The organism is Pectobacterium peruviense, from assembly GCF_003312355.2.
In the GTDB taxonomy this organism is placed as follows: domain Bacteria; phylum Pseudomonadota; class Gammaproteobacteria; order Enterobacterales; family Enterobacteriaceae; genus Pectobacterium; species Pectobacterium peruviense.
Genome location: NZ_CP161826.1, coordinates 3,349,652 through 3,364,409 on the forward strand (window position 1 = coordinate 3,349,652; position 14,758 = coordinate 3,364,409).

Here is a 14,758-nt window from a genome sequence, read left to right on the forward strand (position 1 = left end):
TCGCTCAACGGCTATGATGCAGTATTATTTTTAAATAGACATCCAGACATAAAGACAGCTATAAAGTAGTGACGCAAACTACATAACAATACTGTCATCGACACAACATCAATTTATAAAACGCCACGGAGCTGATAATGAAGAAATTTACGCCTGCCCTGCTTGCACTGAGCTTACTGACAGCATTACCGGCACTGGCTAATCAGAACGCCACCATTGCCCCTATTCCAGCCGCTATCGCCAATCATAATGGTCCGGTTCGGATCGCCGTTATCCGCAATCTGGGATCTGACGACAACACCACGCAGTTTGTTTCCGGCGTGCTCGAAGAAGGCAAAAAACTAGGCTTCAAGGTCAGCACATTCCTGAGCAACGGCGATGACGCCCGTTTTCAGGATTTCGTGAATCAGGCCATTAGCCAGAAATATGATGGCATTATCCTGTCACAGGGCCGCGATCCCTACTCTACCGATTTGATTAAGCGCATCGTCGACAGCGGTATTGCCGTTTCCGTGTTTGATACCGCCGTGAACGGCCAGATTCCGGGCGTGACCGTCACCCAACAGGATGACGCCTCACTCACTAACGAATCCTTCGGCCAACTGGTGAAGGACTTCAACGGCAAAGCCAATATCATCAAACTGTGGGTTGCAGGCTTCCCGCCGATGGAACGCCGCCAGCTCGCTTATCAACAAATCCTGAAAGCCAACCCTGGCATCAAGGAACTGGAATCGATTGGTGCCGTGTCCTCTGACGTACAAGGTGATACCGCCAACAAAGTCGGCGCGGTACTGGCGAAGTACCCGAAAGGCAAAATCGATGCGATCTGGGGATCGTGGGATGCCTTTAGCCAGGGTGCTTATAAAGCATTGAAAGAAAATGGCCGGACTGAAATCAAGCTATATAGCATCGACATCTCTAATCAGGATTTACAACTGATGCGCGAAGCGAGCAGCCCGTGGAAAGTCAGCGTGGCCGTCGATCCTAAGCTGATCGGTAAAGTGAACCTGCGTCTGGTTGCCAACAAGATTGCTGGTGAACCGACGCCAGCAACCTACGAGTTCCGTGCCGCTGCAATTCCACAAGCACTGTTAGCCAGCCAGCCGGGCGCGGTCAACGTCGCCGGATTGGCGAAAATCATCCCAGGCTGGGGCCATACGGATGATTTTATCGCACCGTGGTTTGCTACACTGGAAGCCAAACAAGCGAAATAATACGGAGATAACTCATGGCATCGACTCCTCTGCCAACACCCGATTACAGCCGCAATATGCGGCTGATTGGACACAGCGATCAGGGCGGCAGACCCGATGGCGTGCAGGTGATGGTTCATCGCGGCTACGCTTACATCGGGCACATGGTTTCACAAGGCGTGTCGATTGTGGATGTGCGCGATGCCAAGAATCCCAAGCCAGCGGGGTTTATTGCTGCCCCGCCCGGCACCTGGAACATCCATCTGCAAACGCATGATGACCTCCTGCTCGTCGTCAATGCGCGCGATTTGTTTGCCGATGCCAGCTTCGCCGAGGAAAAGGTCTACTACACCCGCTCCGTCGCCGATACCGTCAGTACCAAACAGCAAGGCAAAAGCTGGAGCGCCGGATTACGGGTTTTCGATATTTCAACGCCGGATAAACCGCGCGAAATCAGCTTCCTGCCGTTAGACGGCATCGGCATTCACCGCATCTGGTACGTGGGCGGGCGTTGGGCCTATGTCTCTGCTTTGCTCGACGGCTATAGCGACTACATCTTTCTGACTATCGATCTGGCCGATCCGCAGCACCCTGAAGTTGCAGGACGTTATTGGTTACCCGGCATGCATACCGCTGGCGGAGAAACCGCAAGCTGGCCGGAAGGTAAGCGTTACGCGCTTCACCATGCCATCATCAGCGGCGACACCGCCTACGGAAGCTGGCGTGATGGCGGCTTGACGCTGCTGGACGTGAGCGATCGCACCAATCCACAGCTCATCAGCCACCGTAACTGGAGCCCACCATTTGGCGGTGGCACACACACGGCGCTACCGCTACCGGATCGCGATCTGTTGATCGTATTGGATGAAGCGGTATTGGATAATCAGGAAGATGGCGAGAAATTGATTTGGGTGTTCGACATTCGTGAACCGAGTAATCCAGTCAGCATCGCTACCTTTCCACAGCCGAAAGAGACGGATTATGTGAAGAAAGGCGCGCACTTTGGCCCACATAACCTGCATGAAAATCGACCCGGCAGCTTCATCAGTTCATCACTGATTTTCGCCACGTATCAAAATGCGGGAGTACGGGCTTATGACATCAGTAATCCGTATCAGCCGAAAGAAACTGGTGCACTGGTACCTGCTGCGCCAGCCACAATGGTCGATAAACGCCCCGGCAGGCCGCAGATTATTCAGTCTTGTGATGTGTTTGTTGATGCCGATGGCATTATCTACAGCACGGATTACAACGCAGGTTTGTCGATTATCGAATACCGGGGCTAATTGTCGCCCCTCTGCATAATCAACACTTCACAGCATCAACACGTCACAACATTAGCATTTCACAAAATTAGCGACAAAAAAAGCCTTGCGGATCAACGCAGGGCTTAATCTTAATGTTGTGCTTCTCGTAGTTAGTCCAGCGCCAGCACCGACACCCACATTGGCCCTTGGCCGACGGCGTAACGCGCCAGCGGTTGCAGATCGCCCGTGTGCTGATCGATGTGATAGACCTCAATATGCTGCGACTTCTGCCCTGCTGAAATCAGGAACTCACCAGTGTGATCGATATTGAAGCCGCGCGGCTGCGTTTCGGTCGGCTGATGTCCAGTCAGCGTTAACGTGCTACCGTCTTCAGATACCTGGAAAACGCTCAACAAGCTGGCTGTACGATCGCTGATGTACAGGAAACTGCCATTCGGCGTGATGTGAATATCTGCCGCCCAGCGCGTATCACTGAAGCCAACAGGCATAGCATCCAATGTCTGCACTTTCTGCACGTCGCTGCTGGCTGCATCTAATTGATACACATCGACTGAACTGTCCAGTTCATTCACGCAATAGGCAAAGCGCTGATTCGGGTGGAAAGCCATATGGCGCGGACCGGCACCCGATACCGTCGTCATTTCAGCCTGCTGATGTGCACTCAATTCGCCCGCCGTACCCAGATCGTACAGGCGGATACGGTCTTCTTTCAGGCAAGGCGCCCACACAACGGTATTGGTTGGATCGATATTAGTAGAGTGGCACCCTTCCAATCCATCTAGCTGCTGAATTGGTTCGCCAACAATGCCATCAGCATCAATCGGGCTAACGCTAACGCAAGCGCCACTGTAAGACGCGCTGAACAGGAAACGTCCATCATTATCGGTAGACAGGTGTGTCGGGCTACCCGGCAAAGAGGCAACGCCCGCTTCCGTCAATTTACCCAGTTCATCAATACGATAGCTTAGAACCCTGAAGTCAGGACGAACACCGACATACAGGTGGCGCTTATTTGGCGCGATCGTCATCGGCTGAACCTGCCCTGGGACTTCAACGGTTTGCAATAATGTCAGATTTCCCTGAGCACCGAGCTGCCAAACATGAATCTGCTGGCTTTCCGGGCTGGCGACATAAACCACTTGCTGCATCGTATTCTCCTTATTTCACGCGAATGTGGCGGCACAGGAAAGCTCAGAAGAGGTTCATTGAAAGGATAACGAACTGGCTTGCCCTGACGCACGTAGACCATAAATGACCAATCACTCTATTCTACAGAGACATCGCAAGGCTACTATTGATTTAAGCAATAGCTGATTTAAGTAACGATCGATTTGGCTAACGGGCGCAGATGATGGAGCAATAATGAATGGATGATGAAAAGTAATGGCACAGAACATTAAGGGAAGATAAAAGGACAACAAGAAGAAATACAGAAGATACATTGAAAGTGGCGGAGGAGTAGAGATTCGAACTCTAGAACACTTTCGCGTCGCCGGTTTTCAAGACCGGTGCCTTCAACCACTCGGCCACTCCTCCGCAATGACGCGCACTATAAACAGTACGCCGCGTATTGTAAAGCTACGTTGTGATTGATTGATTAAAAAATAGATGATAAACCGTTGAAAGCATAGAAAATAGACAATAACATCCTCTAGAAGCCCATTTCATCCCACAACACCGAATACTTCGTCACCAAGCCAACCTTAAACACTTTTATCTCGCTGTTGTCTGTCTATTTTTCGCCGTGTCCTTTATCGTAAGGGTAATTTGATACCCACATTTTTATTTGCGAGACAACTATGACCTACCGAGTAATTGCACTTGATCTTGATGGTACGCTACTGAATCAACAGAAAAAAATCCTCCCTGAATCTCTTAGCGCCCTCGCGCTGGCTCGTCAGCAAGGCATAAAAGTGATGATCGTCACTGGACGCCACCACTCAGCAATCCACCCTTTTTATCAGGGATTGCAGTTGGATACGCCCGCAATCTGCTGCAACGGCACCTATGTCTATGATTACCAAAAAGGTCAAGCATCACACACCAATCCGCTCTCTGTCGATCAGGCAAAAAATGTCATCACACTGCTGGAAGAATTTGATATTCATGGGTTGATGTATGCCGATGACGACATGTATTACCAGTATCCTACCGGACACGTGGTTCGCACGCTGGCATGGGCTTCTAGCCTGCCGGAGCAGCAGCGCCCACGTTTCGCACAGGTGGAAAATCTGGTGCGTCAGACAGAGGCATCTCACGACATCTGGAAATTCGCGACCACACACGCCGATGTCCCCACGCTGAACAATTTCGCCGCAGAAGTGGAAAAGCAGCTCGGATTGGCCTGCGAGTGGTCATGGCAGGATCAGGTTGATATCGCCCAAACCGGCAATAGCAAAGGAAAACTGCTTCAGCAATGGCTCGGCGAGCAAGGTATCAGCATGAAGGACGTCGTAGCATTTGGCGATAACTTTAATGATATCAGCATGCTAGAAGGCGTAGGATTGGGTGTTGCAATGGGCAACAGCGCCGACGAGATCAAAGCGCGTGCCGATCTGGTGATTGGCAGCAATGAAGAACCTAGCATCGCAGATCTTATCCGCACCCGCATTCTGGCATAACCCGCGATTACGCAATCAGGCAACGTGTGATAGTAGGCGGTCACGTCGCTTTTCCTGATTGCGTTCGACTATTGAACAGACTTACAGCGCGCTGCCCAGCACCTGTCGCAGGTAAGCCCCCGCCCCCATTAATCCTGGCTGTTCATGGGTAATCAGGTACACGGGGATATCCTGCATATAGCCTTTAAACCGCCCTTTATCTTCAAAAGCCGCGCGAAAGCCAGAGGCTTTAAAAAACTCCAGAAAGCGCGGTACGATGCCGCCAGCAATATAAACGCCGCCAAACGTGCCTAAATTCAGCGCCAAATTACCACCGAAGCGCCCCATGATGACGCAGAATAGCGACAGCGCGCGACGACAATCCACGTCCGTATTGTTGACGGCACGTTCGGTAATATCTTTCGGTTCCAACGCTTCCGGTGTGCGATCGTCAGACAGCACGATGGCACGATAAATGTTCACTAGCCCCTGCCCAGACAGCAAACGCTCAGCAGAAACATGCCCTAATGATTGACGCAGAATAGCCAGAATGTTGTCTTCTTCATCGCTATTGGGCGCAAAATCCACATGTCCCCCTTCACCTGGTAGGCTGATCCATTGGTTGGCAACATGAACCAAATGAGCGACACCCAACCCAGTGCCTGCGCCATACACAGCAACGGGCTTACCCGGCACGGGTTCCCCGCCACCGAACTGAAGCAAACTTTCACTCCCCATCACCGGAACCGCCATGGAAACAGCAGTAAAATCGTTGATAACCTCAAAGTGGCGTAAACCCAGACTCGCTTTCATTTCAGCGATGGAAAATGCCCAGGTGTGGTTCGTCATCGCCACCCAGTCACCAGTAATCGGGCAGGCAATCGCGATACAGGCGTCCTGCACCGTGACCTGCCGCGAATCGAGATAATCACGAATCGCCCCTTCCAGAGAAGGGAAATCCAACCCGGAATACGTCTCGATTTGCGACAATTCACCCGTCATGGCGTCACACAGCGCCAAACGCGTATTGGTGCCGCCGACATCGCCCACTAAAACAAAGTGCGTCATTCTTCTTTTCCCCTCAAGCAAAGCAGATATCCGATCATTGCGCGAAAACAGCCCGCTACGCTATGGCTATATAACTTTCTAGTGATAAGGATCTCATTTATGGCTAAAAGCTGCGGTTAAGTTAAAAGTAATCGATTACATTCTGAAAACACAAATTGTAATCGATTACTTTTAAGAGGGATACCGTATGGTTTCTTCATCTGAAAACACCACTACCCAATCGTTACAGCCAGCCTTCGTGGTTCCCAGACTATCGCTCATGATGTTCTTAGAGTTCTTCATCTGGGGTTCATGGTCAGTCACCCTTGGCTTGGTTATGACACAGTATAATTTGGCCGCCATGATTGGCGACGCCTTCTCTGCTGGGCCGATCGCCTCGATCCTTTCTCCATTTGTGCTGGGCATGGTGGTTGACCGCTTCTTCCCCTCACAGAAAGTCATGGCGCTGCTGCACCTCATCGGCGCGGTCATCCTGTGGTTTGTTCCTGCCGCGTTGATCAATGAAGACGGCTCACAGCTATTGATCCTGCTGTTCGCCTACACGCTGTGCTTTATGCCAACGCTGGCATTAACCAACAACATCGCATTCCATAACCTGACTAATAGTGAGAAAAGCTTCCCTGTTGTGCGGGTCTTCGGCACCATCGGTTGGATTGTCGCCGGAGTCTGCATCGGGACAGCAGGCATCTCAGCAAGCGTCAATATTTTCTACGTCGCTGCCGCGTGTTCTGCCATTCTGGCAGCCTACAGCCTGACGCTACCGCATACCCCAGCCCCGGCAAAAGGCTTACCGCTGGCGTTGCGCGATCTGTTCTGTGCCGATGCATTCGCGCTGCTGAAAAAAGGTCATTTTCTGGTATTTGCCATCTGCGCCATGCTGATCTCCATCCCGCTAGGCACCTATTATGCTTACACCGCGTCCTTCCTGAGCAATGCGGGCATCAGCGACGTCAGCACCGCCATGTCATTTGGTCAGATGTCCGAAATCGTCTTTATGCTGATCATCCCGCTGCTGTTTAGAAAGCTGGGTGTGAAATACATGCTGTTCATCGGCATGGTGGCGTGGTTCGTGCGCTATGCCCTCTTCGCCATGGGCGTGAATGAAGAAACGCGCTGGCTGCTCTACATCGGCATCCTGCTGCACGGCGTTTGCTATGACTTCTTCTTCGTCATTGGCTTCATCTACACCGATCGTATCGCCGGAGAAAAAATCAAAGGTCAGGCACAAAGTCTGGTGGTTCTGTTCACCTACGGGATCGGCATGCTGCTGGGATCGCAGGTTTCCGGTGCGATTTACAACCGCCTCTTCGACAACGGTACGCTAAACGCTCCCGAAATCTGGGCAACGTTCTGGTGGGTTCCTGCGATTGCTGCGGCCATTATCTCCATCATTTTCCTCTTCTCCTTCAAATATAAAGAAGAACGCGCCTAACCGTCTGATACGGATTACTTAAGGAGAAAACGGGATGAGGCCGCCTATGGCACGCACCTCATCCTTACGCATTCTCCACTACTGCTATCGCAATCGTGCAACGGTATTCATGACCACAACCCGTTGCCAAAGGAGGTAATAATGAAAACGTTAAAAGGACCGGGTATTTTTCTCGCCCAGTATATTGGCGATCAGGCTCCCTTTAACTCGCTGGAAAATCTGGCGCAATGGGCAGCCGGATTAGGCTTTAAAGCGCTGCAAATTCCCTGCAATCATCCACATATATTCAATCTCGCCACCGCCGCCGACAGCCAAACGTACTGTGATGAGGTGAAAGGTCTATTGGCACAGCACGGGCTGACTATCAGCGAACTGTCGACCCATCTGGAAGGACAGCTTGTCGCCGTCCACCCTGCGTATGACGCTGCCTTTGACGATTTCGCCCCGCTGGCCTACCGCCGCAATCCGCAGGCTCGCCAGCAGTGGGCGATCTCAGCGATAAAGCAGGCAGCAAAAGCCTCTTCACGCTTAGGGCTCAACGCCCACGCCACATTTTCTGGCGCGCTGGCCTGGCCCTATTTTTACCCGTGGCCACCGCATAAAGAAGCACTGATTCAGGAGGCCTTTAAAGAACTCGGCCGACTGTGGACACCAATCCTCGACTGTTTTGACGAACACGGCGTGGATGTGTGTTACGAGCTGCATCCTGGCGAAGATTTACACGACGGCGTGACCTTTGAACGCTTCCTTGATGTCGTCAATCATCACCCACGCGCCAACATTCTTTACGATCCGAGCCATATGCATTTGCAGCAGATGGACTACCTTGGCTTTATCGATCGCTACCATGCGCGAATCAAAGCGTTCCATGTGAAAGATGCAGAATTTACCCCATCAAGCAAAAGCGGCGTCTACGGCGGCTATCAGTCATGGGCTGAACGCGCCGGGCGTTTCCGTTCACCGGGGGATGGGCAGATCGATTTTGGCGCTATCTTCAGCAAACTTGCACAATACGATTACGACGGCTGGGCGGTGCTTGAGTGGGAATGCTGCCTGAAAGACAGCAATTGCGGGGCGAAAGAAGGTGCGGCATTCATCAATCGCCACATTATCCCTGTCGCTCAGCGCGCCTTTGACGATTTTGCCGCCACCAGCGACGATCGTCCGTTAGTAAGAAAAATGTTGGGATTAAAAGGGGAGGACGCAGAATGATCCGCGTTGGTATTATTGGTTCCGGTTTTATTGGCCCGGCACATATAGAGGCGATTCGTCGGCTCGGCTTTGTTGATGTGGTCGCACTGGCGGAAAACTCGCTGGATGTCGCTCAACAGAAAGCCCGTCAGCTCAACATTCCTCATGCCTACGGCAGCGTCGCTGATTTGTTAAATCATCCAGGCATCGACGCGATCCACAACTGCACGCCAAACCATCTCCATGCGGCGATCAATAAGCAGATTATTCAGGCCGGTAAACACGTCTTTTCGGAAAAGCCGCTGTGTATGACCAGCGAAGAAGCACGTGAACTGGTGGCGCTGGCGGAAGAAAAAGGCATTGTCCACGGCGTCAGCTTTGTCTATCGCCAGTTTGGCATGGTACAGCAAGCTGCCAGCATGATTAAGCGTCAGGAGATCGGCCGACTCTTTGCGCTACACGGCGGCTATCTGCAAGATTGGATGCTGCGCGACACCGACTATAACTGGCGCGTTGAACCAGAATACGGCGGTATTTCTCGTGCAGTGGCTGATATCGGCTCGCACTGGTGCGATACAGTGCAATTTATTTCCGGCCGGAAAATTGTCGAAGTGTTCGCTGATTTCGCTATCGTCCATCCGATACGCAAATCCAATCGGAATGGTGCAGCCACGTTCTCCTCATCCGATACGCTGCCCGAGTACGACGACAAACCCGTTAAAACCGAAGATTACGCGACCGTTTTACTACGCTTTGATGATGGTAGCCGCGGATCGTTTACCGTTTCTCAGGTCAGCGCGGGCCGGAAAAACCGCCTAACGTTCGAAGTGAATGGTAGCGAGCGATCGCTGGCCTGGGATCAGGAAACACCGCAGCAGCTATGGATCGGCCATCGCGATAAACCCAATCAGCTGTTGTCGGATGATCCATCGTTGCTGAACCCGGAAGCCGCCGCCGCAGTCCACTTCCCTGGTGGGCATATCGAAGGCTGGCCGGATGCGTTCAAAAATATGATGGCGAATTTTTACACCTACCTGCGCGACGGCAAACATCCCGGCGTCGATCCGTTCAATTTTGCCACCTTCTACGACGGTGCGAACATCATGTTCATCATTGACGCCATCGTACAAAGCCATCAGCAGCAAACGTGGGTGAAGGTCGCTAACTGAGGTATCAGGCGATTCATTCTCTTCTGTTATGCATCCCGCAGGTGCGACGCCTGCGGGATGCAGCCAGAGATATTTATGGTAATCTGCTCAGCCAAGCATAAGTAGCGTGAGTGCCTTCTGAATTATGTCGATTCAAAAAATAGCACGGATAGCGGGTGTCTCGGTCGCAACAGTTTCACGGGTGTTGAACAACATTGATACCGTGAAGCCGCAAAACCGGGAACGTGTTCTCAATGCGATAAAAAACAGTAACTATCAGCCGAATTTACTAGCCCGACAGCTACGTACCGCACGCAGCCACATGCTCTTGGTCATGGTTTCCAACATTGCCAACCCTTTCTGCGCCGATGTGGTAAAAGGCATTGAGGCGGAAGCAGAAGAAAATGGCTACCGCATACTTCTGTGCAATTCCGGCTCTGATATCGTTCGCGCCCACTCCAGCCTGCAACTGCTGTCCGGTAAAATGGTCGACGGCGTGATTACCATGGACGCCATTTCGACGCTGTCAGCGCTTCAGGACATGATTGGCACCGCGCCTTGGGTACAGTGCGCCGAGCATGATGATACCTCCGCCGTTTCATCCGTCGGTATTGATGATGCAGAGGCGTCCCGTTTTGTCATTAATCACTTTATTGGCAAAGGCCGCCGCCGTATCGCGATGATTAACCACGATATGAATTATCTCTACGCCCAGCAGCGAGAGAAAGGCTATCGTGACGTTATCGCGGAAAATGCGTTTGATTATGGCAAGGTAGAATACGCCAGCGCCTTGAGCTATCAGGGTGGAAAAGCGGCAATGAACGAGCTACTTAACGCCCCAGAGCGCCCGGACGCCGTCTTCGTGGTGTCCGACACATTGGCAGCCGGTGCACTATCTGCAATCTGTGAAGCGGGGCTGAGTGCGCCGCAGGATATTGCCGTGATCGGTTTTGACGGTTCAGAGCTGGGCTACATCACCTCACCGCAGCTCAGCACTATTCAGCAGCCGTCTGCGCATATCGGCAGAGAAGCCGTGAAGTTACTGTTACAACAGATTGACCAGCCTGCCAGCGAAACAGAAAAGCGCTTACTGGAATGGACGTTTGTCGAACGGGCATCCAGCTAACCCACGAAGAATACACCGTTCATAATCCCACATCTGACAACCTGCGGCCCGTTGACCGCAGGTTGGTATCGCTATTTCTTACTTACTTTTTATCTTACTCAGTTTTTCATATAACGACTGGTAAGCAGCGGAAATAATAGCCTGCGGATCTTTAGGCAAATCATGCTCAGCAACAAACCATTGGGTGCCCGCTTTGGCCGCCGCAGGGAGAATCTCTTCCCACGCCAAAATGCCCTCGCCCGGTGGCGCAAAGTTCATTTCATCATCGCGGATACCGATGGAGGTATTGTCTTTCGCATGAATCGAGTAAATACGGCCTTTGTACTGGCGCAGAAGGCGCGCTGGATCCTGCCCACCTCGGGATACCCAGGCAACATCCATTTCCAGCATCAGATTCTCTGGCTCTGCGGCATCTAACAGGATTTCCAGCGCCGTTTTACCGCGATACTTCTTCATCTCAAAATTGTGGTTGTGATAAGCCAGTTGCATGCCCTGCTTCTTCAGTTCACGTCCAAGGTCGTTCATTTCCGCACCAAAGCGCTGCCATCCCTCTGCGCTATTGGGTCGGTCTTCAACATTGAGCCACGGCACGATAATCATGCGGTTGCCGATGGCTTTGTTAAAGGCCACAACCTCAGCCATATTACCTTTCAGTTCGCCAAACTGGACATGCGCAGCAATGGCTTTCAACTGATATTTCCCCAGCAACCCCTTCATTTCTGGCGCACTGATACCGTGCGTCCCCACAAGCTCAACGGCCTTAAATCCAGCGTTGTGCGCCATAGAGAATTGCTCATCAAGCGTACTCACGCTACGCAGCGTATACATCTGCAACGCTATTTTCTGATTTTCTGCTGGACGCTCAGCAAGCGCCAGACCAGATGAAACCATCAACAACAGCGGTATCGCGAACGCACGGCGTAACAATGTCATACAAGGCATATCCTTCTCCTATTTTTATCCCGTAGCACAGGTGAAAACAAAAAGTAATCGATTACTTTTTATGATGAAAAAATAATGAAGCCGGGATAACTTATCTGACTACCTTGTTCACACGGTAGAAAAAACGAATTGAAAATCACTCTCAATCCTCAATTTGTTATCTTAGTCACAGAATATCGGCTGTTCCACACAATAGACCGAGCGATGCAGGACACTGCCTTAGCGCTCAGCCTGTGTTTACGCCGTAATCGACACACTCTTAATCTGCGCATAGAGCATTTGCCCCGGATGAAGCGCGAGATCGTCCCGTGCCCACGGTGTAATACGGGACCACAGCGTCTGCTGACCGACGGCCAGCTTCACTTCAACCTGTCCGTCAACATCAATGCATTCCTCTACGCTGGCACGCAGCACATTACGGATACTGCTTTTTTCCGGCGGCTGTAGCACCAGAGAGACATCGGCGGCATTCACGCGAATGCGCAATACGGCATCCTGCGCCAGCTCGACTTTTCCGACCCATACCTGCTGGTCATCTAATGCCAATGCCGTCATTGCGTAATGCTCATGCTGTGCCAACACGCGCACACTCAGAATGCTGCTCTGCTCATCTTTCGGTAACCAAGGGCGTAACGCGCTACTGGCCCACACCTCTTCCAGCAGCCCCTGCGCTTTCACCTTGCCTTTATCAAGCACCACAACATGATCGGCTAACCGGACAATTTCTTCCAGACTATGGCTGACATACAGAATGGGAATATTGACCTCTTTCGCCAACCGTTCCAAATAGGGCAACAGCTCACGCTTTCTGGGCAGATCCAGCGATGCCAGCGGCTCATCCATGAGCAGCAATTCTGGCGCAGTCAGCAACGCCCGACCAATCGCAACGCGCTGTTTTTCTCCGCCAGATAGCGTCAGCGGGTAGCGATTAAGTAAATGCTCAATACCCAGTAAATTGACGATGTCATCGAACTGCGATGCCATTTTTTCAGCCATGCCGTAGCGCAAATTACCGCGTACACGATAATGCGGAAACAGGCGAGCATCCTGAAACACATAACCGATGTGTCGTTTTTCTGGCGGCAGGAAAACACGCTGCTGCGTATCCACCAGCACATGGTCATTGAGCACAATCCGGCCGCCATCAGGTCGGGTCAGGCCAACAACAGCGTTGATCAGTGAGGTTTTTCCTGCCCCAGACACACCGAAAATAGCGGTAATACCATTGGCGGGCAGTTCAGACTGAACGTGGAGTTCAAGGCTACCCAGCTGTTGATGAAAATCGAGTTGCAGCATTATCCCCCCAACCGCTTGCGGCTCCAGTTTGTTAGCCATTCCGATGCCATCAGCGCAGCCAGCGACAAGACGATAGCAATGATACACAGCCTTGCTGCATCAGCCTCCGCGCCGGGCGTTTCAATCAGGGTATACATTGCCAGTGGAATGGTTCGGGTTTCACCAGGAATATTGGAGACAAACGTAATAGTCGCGCCAAACTCGCCAAGCGAACGGGCAAACGCCAATACGGTTCCAACCACGATCCCAGGAAAAGAGAGAGGTAATGTGATGGTGAAAAAGACGCGCCAAGGTGAGGCACCCAGTGTCCGAGCAGCTTGTTCCAGATGCATATCGACAGCATCAAGCGACAGCCTGATCGCCCGAACCATCAGCGGAAACGCGACAATCGCCGACGCTAACGCGGCACCGCGCCAGCTAAAACTAAAGCTGAAGCCGAACCAGTCATAGAGCCAGGAACCGATTACGCCGCGTCTTCCCATCGCCACCAGCAGCAGGTAACCAATGACCACGGGTGGCAACACCAATGGTAAATGGATAATGCTATCCAGCAGTGATTTGCCGGGAAACCGACAGCGCACCAAAACCCACGCCATCAGTATCCCAAACGGCAAGCTGCACGCCACAGCCACAACGGAAACTTTGAGGCTCAGCTCAACCGCCTGCCATTCGTAATCGCTCAGCATCATTAACGCGGCGCGAAGCCATAGCGTTTAAATACTGCCGCCGCTTCAGGCGTTTTCAGATAGTCATAAAAACCGGTAACCGCAGCTTTTTTATGCTCTTTCACTATCGCGATTGGATATTCGACAGGCTTGTGGCTCGCCGCAGGGAACGTACCGATAACCTTAACTTTATCGCTAGCAACCGCATCAGAATCATAAACAATACCCAGAGGGGCTTCTTCACGTTCCACCAACGCCATGGCTGCACGCACGTTGTTGGCTCGCGCCATCAGCGGGGAAAGTTCATCCCAGGCTTTCAGATTCTGTAATGCTTCCTTGGCATAGATCCCAGCAGGCACATGATCTGGGTCACCAACAGCTAGGCGTCCGCCTTTCAGCAGGCTTTTCCAGTCCGTTTTATCGTCAATGCTGATATCTTTCTGCGCACTCGCCTTCGGCGCAATCACGACCAGCTCATTGCCCAGCAGCGTGTGACGCGTAGCGGTATCCATCAGGTTTTTATCCTGCGCGTAGTCCATCCACTGTTGGTCAGCGGAAATGAACAGATCGGCAGGCGCACCTTGTTCAATCTGGCGTGCCAGCGTTGAGGATGAGGCATAAGACGCCACAACGGCGACATTTTTCTCTTTCTGATATTGCGTAGCGATCTCCTGCAACGCATTCGTCAGTGATGCCGCGGCGAACACCGTGACTTTATCTTCTGCCACCGCGGGCAACGCCATTCCTGCACTGAGTGTCAATGCGGCAAACCATTTTAACCATTGCTGCTTCATTCTTGTCTCCTGACAATTATCGTTGTGTAAATAAT

General features: G+C 52.0%; 13 protein-coding genes and 1 tRNA gene. 7 read left to right on the forward strand and 7 right to left on the reverse strand.

Annotated features, from left to right (window positions below; all coding sequences use genetic code 11):
- Positions 1–137: 137 nt before the first annotated feature.
- Together DUT67_RS15150 and DUT67_RS15155 are read left to right on the forward strand one after the other, a co-directional pair.
- Entirely contained in the window at positions 138–1,214 is a 1,077-nt protein-coding gene (locus DUT67_RS15150) for a sugar ABC transporter substrate-binding protein (RefSeq protein WP_113632352.1), read from the forward strand.
- A 14-nt stretch (positions 1,215–1,228) separates the two neighbouring features.
- Positions 1,229–2,479 (forward strand): LVIVD repeat-containing protein, encoded by a 1,251-nt coding sequence (locus DUT67_RS15155; protein WP_113632351.1) that lies wholly within the window; start codon positions 1,229–1,231, stop codon positions 2,477–2,479.
- Between the two features lie 131 nt (positions 2,480–2,610).
- On the opposite strand, the gene pgl is transcribed toward DUT67_RS15155, so the two are convergent.
- Together pgl and DUT67_RS15165 are read right to left on the reverse strand one after the other, a co-directional pair.
- Entirely contained in the window at positions 2,611–3,609 is a 999-nt protein-coding gene (pgl, locus tag DUT67_RS15160) for a 6-phosphogluconolactonase (protein WP_113632350.1), read from the reverse strand.
- Positions 3,610–3,909: 300 nt separating this feature from the next.
- A tRNA-Ser gene (locus tag DUT67_RS15165) sits at positions 3,910–3,997 on the reverse strand.
- A gap of 263 nt (positions 3,998–4,260) precedes the next feature.
- Here DUT67_RS15165 and DUT67_RS15170 point away from each other — a divergent pair.
- Complete coding sequence (locus tag DUT67_RS15170) at positions 4,261–5,082, forward strand: pyridoxal phosphatase (protein ID WP_113632349.1); 822 nt, start codon at positions 4,261–4,263, stop codon at positions 5,080–5,082.
- 81 nt (positions 5,083–5,163) lie between these two features.
- Here the strand turns inward: DUT67_RS15170 and glk are convergent, their stop codons facing one another.
- Entirely contained in the window at positions 5,164–6,129 is a 966-nt protein-coding gene (glk, locus tag DUT67_RS15175) for a glucokinase (protein WP_113632348.1), read from the reverse strand.
- 187 nt (positions 6,130–6,316) lie between these two features.
- Between glk and DUT67_RS15180 the strand changes: the two genes are divergently transcribed.
- The 4 genes from DUT67_RS15180 (at position 6,317) to DUT67_RS15195 (ending at position 11,026) form a co-directional block, all read left to right on the forward strand.
- Positions 6,317–7,561 carry an MFS transporter gene (locus DUT67_RS15180; protein WP_113627361.1) on the forward strand — a complete coding sequence of 415 codons (1,245 nt, stop codon included), beginning with the start codon at positions 6,317–6,319 and terminating at the stop codon, positions 7,559–7,561.
- A 141-nt stretch (positions 7,562–7,702) separates the two neighbouring features.
- Positions 7,703–8,773 carry a sugar phosphate isomerase/epimerase gene (locus DUT67_RS15185; protein WP_113632347.1) on the forward strand — a complete coding sequence of 357 codons (1,071 nt, stop codon included), beginning with the start codon at positions 7,703–7,705 and terminating at the stop codon, positions 8,771–8,773.
- Positions 8,770–9,921, forward strand: coding sequence for a Gfo/Idh/MocA family protein (locus DUT67_RS15190; RefSeq protein ID WP_113632346.1), 1,152 nt, complete (start codon positions 8,770–8,772; stop codon positions 9,919–9,921). Before DUT67_RS15185 ends, DUT67_RS15190 begins: the two co-directional genes overlap by 4 nt.
- A gap of 124 nt (positions 9,922–10,045) precedes the next feature.
- Complete coding sequence (locus DUT67_RS15195) at positions 10,046–11,026, forward strand: LacI family DNA-binding transcriptional regulator (protein WP_113632345.1); 981 nt, start codon at positions 10,046–10,048, stop codon at positions 11,024–11,026.
- A 78-nt stretch (positions 11,027–11,104) separates the two neighbouring features.
- On the opposite strand, the gene DUT67_RS15200 is transcribed toward DUT67_RS15195, so the two are convergent.
- From DUT67_RS15200 to modA, 4 genes are all read right to left on the reverse strand, one after another.
- On the reverse strand, positions 11,105–11,968 hold the full coding sequence (locus tag DUT67_RS15200; RefSeq protein WP_189339511.1) for a sugar phosphate isomerase/epimerase: 864 nt from the start codon (positions 11,966–11,968) through the stop codon (positions 11,105–11,107).
- A 237-nt stretch (positions 11,969–12,205) separates the two neighbouring features.
- Positions 12,206–13,264 (reverse strand): molybdenum ABC transporter ATP-binding protein ModC, encoded by a 1,059-nt coding sequence (modC, locus tag DUT67_RS15205; RefSeq protein ID WP_011092980.1) that lies wholly within the window; start codon positions 13,262–13,264, stop codon positions 12,206–12,208.
- Complete coding sequence (gene modB, locus DUT67_RS15210) at positions 13,264–13,953, reverse strand: molybdate ABC transporter permease subunit (RefSeq protein ID WP_113632343.1); 690 nt, start codon at positions 13,951–13,953, stop codon at positions 13,264–13,266. Before modB ends, modC begins: the two co-directional genes overlap by 1 nt.
- Positions 13,953–14,723, reverse strand: a complete 771-nt coding sequence (gene modA, locus DUT67_RS15215; protein WP_113632342.1) for a molybdate ABC transporter substrate-binding protein — start codon at positions 14,721–14,723, stop codon at positions 13,953–13,955. Before modA ends, modB begins: the two co-directional genes overlap by 1 nt.
- Positions 14,724–14,758 lie beyond the last annotated feature (35 nt).

Bases quoted from the DNA above. Each gene is read 5' to 3' on its own strand.
- DUT67_RS15150 (WP_113632352.1), top strand. From the start codon at position 138: ATGAAGAAATTTACGCCTGCCCTGCTTGCACTGAGCTTACTGACAGCA.
- DUT67_RS15155 (WP_113632351.1), top strand. From the start codon at position 1,229: ATGGCATCGACTCCTCTGCCAACACCCGATTACAGCCGCAATATGCGG.
- pgl (WP_113632350.1), bottom strand. From the start codon at position 3,609: ATGCAGCAAGTGGTTTATGTCGCCAGCCCGGAAAGCCAGCAGATTCAT.
- DUT67_RS15170 (WP_113632349.1), top strand. From the start codon at position 4,261: ATGACCTACCGAGTAATTGCACTTGATCTTGATGGTACGCTACTGAAT.
- glk (WP_113632348.1), bottom strand. From the start codon at position 6,129: ATGACGCACTTTGTTTTAGTGGGCGATGTCGGCGGCACCAATACGCGT.
- DUT67_RS15180 (WP_113627361.1), top strand. From the start codon at position 6,317: ATGGTTTCTTCATCTGAAAACACCACTACCCAATCGTTACAGCCAGCC.
- DUT67_RS15185 (WP_113632347.1), top strand. From the start codon at position 7,703: ATGAAAACGTTAAAAGGACCGGGTATTTTTCTCGCCCAGTATATTGGC.
- DUT67_RS15190 (WP_113632346.1), top strand. From the start codon at position 8,770: ATGATCCGCGTTGGTATTATTGGTTCCGGTTTTATTGGCCCGGCACAT.
- DUT67_RS15195 (WP_113632345.1), top strand. From the start codon at position 10,046: ATGTCGATTCAAAAAATAGCACGGATAGCGGGTGTCTCGGTCGCAACA.
- DUT67_RS15200 (WP_189339511.1), bottom strand. From the start codon at position 11,968: ATGCCTTGTATGACATTGTTACGCCGTGCGTTCGCGATACCGCTGTTG.
- modC (WP_011092980.1), bottom strand. From the start codon at position 13,264: ATGCTGCAACTCGATTTTCATCAACAGCTGGGTAGCCTTGAACTCCAC.
- modB (WP_113632343.1), bottom strand. From the start codon at position 13,953: ATGATGCTGAGCGATTACGAATGGCAGGCGGTTGAGCTGAGCCTCAAA.
- modA (WP_113632342.1), bottom strand. From the start codon at position 14,723: ATGAAGCAGCAATGGTTAAAATGGTTTGCCGCATTGACACTCAGTGCA.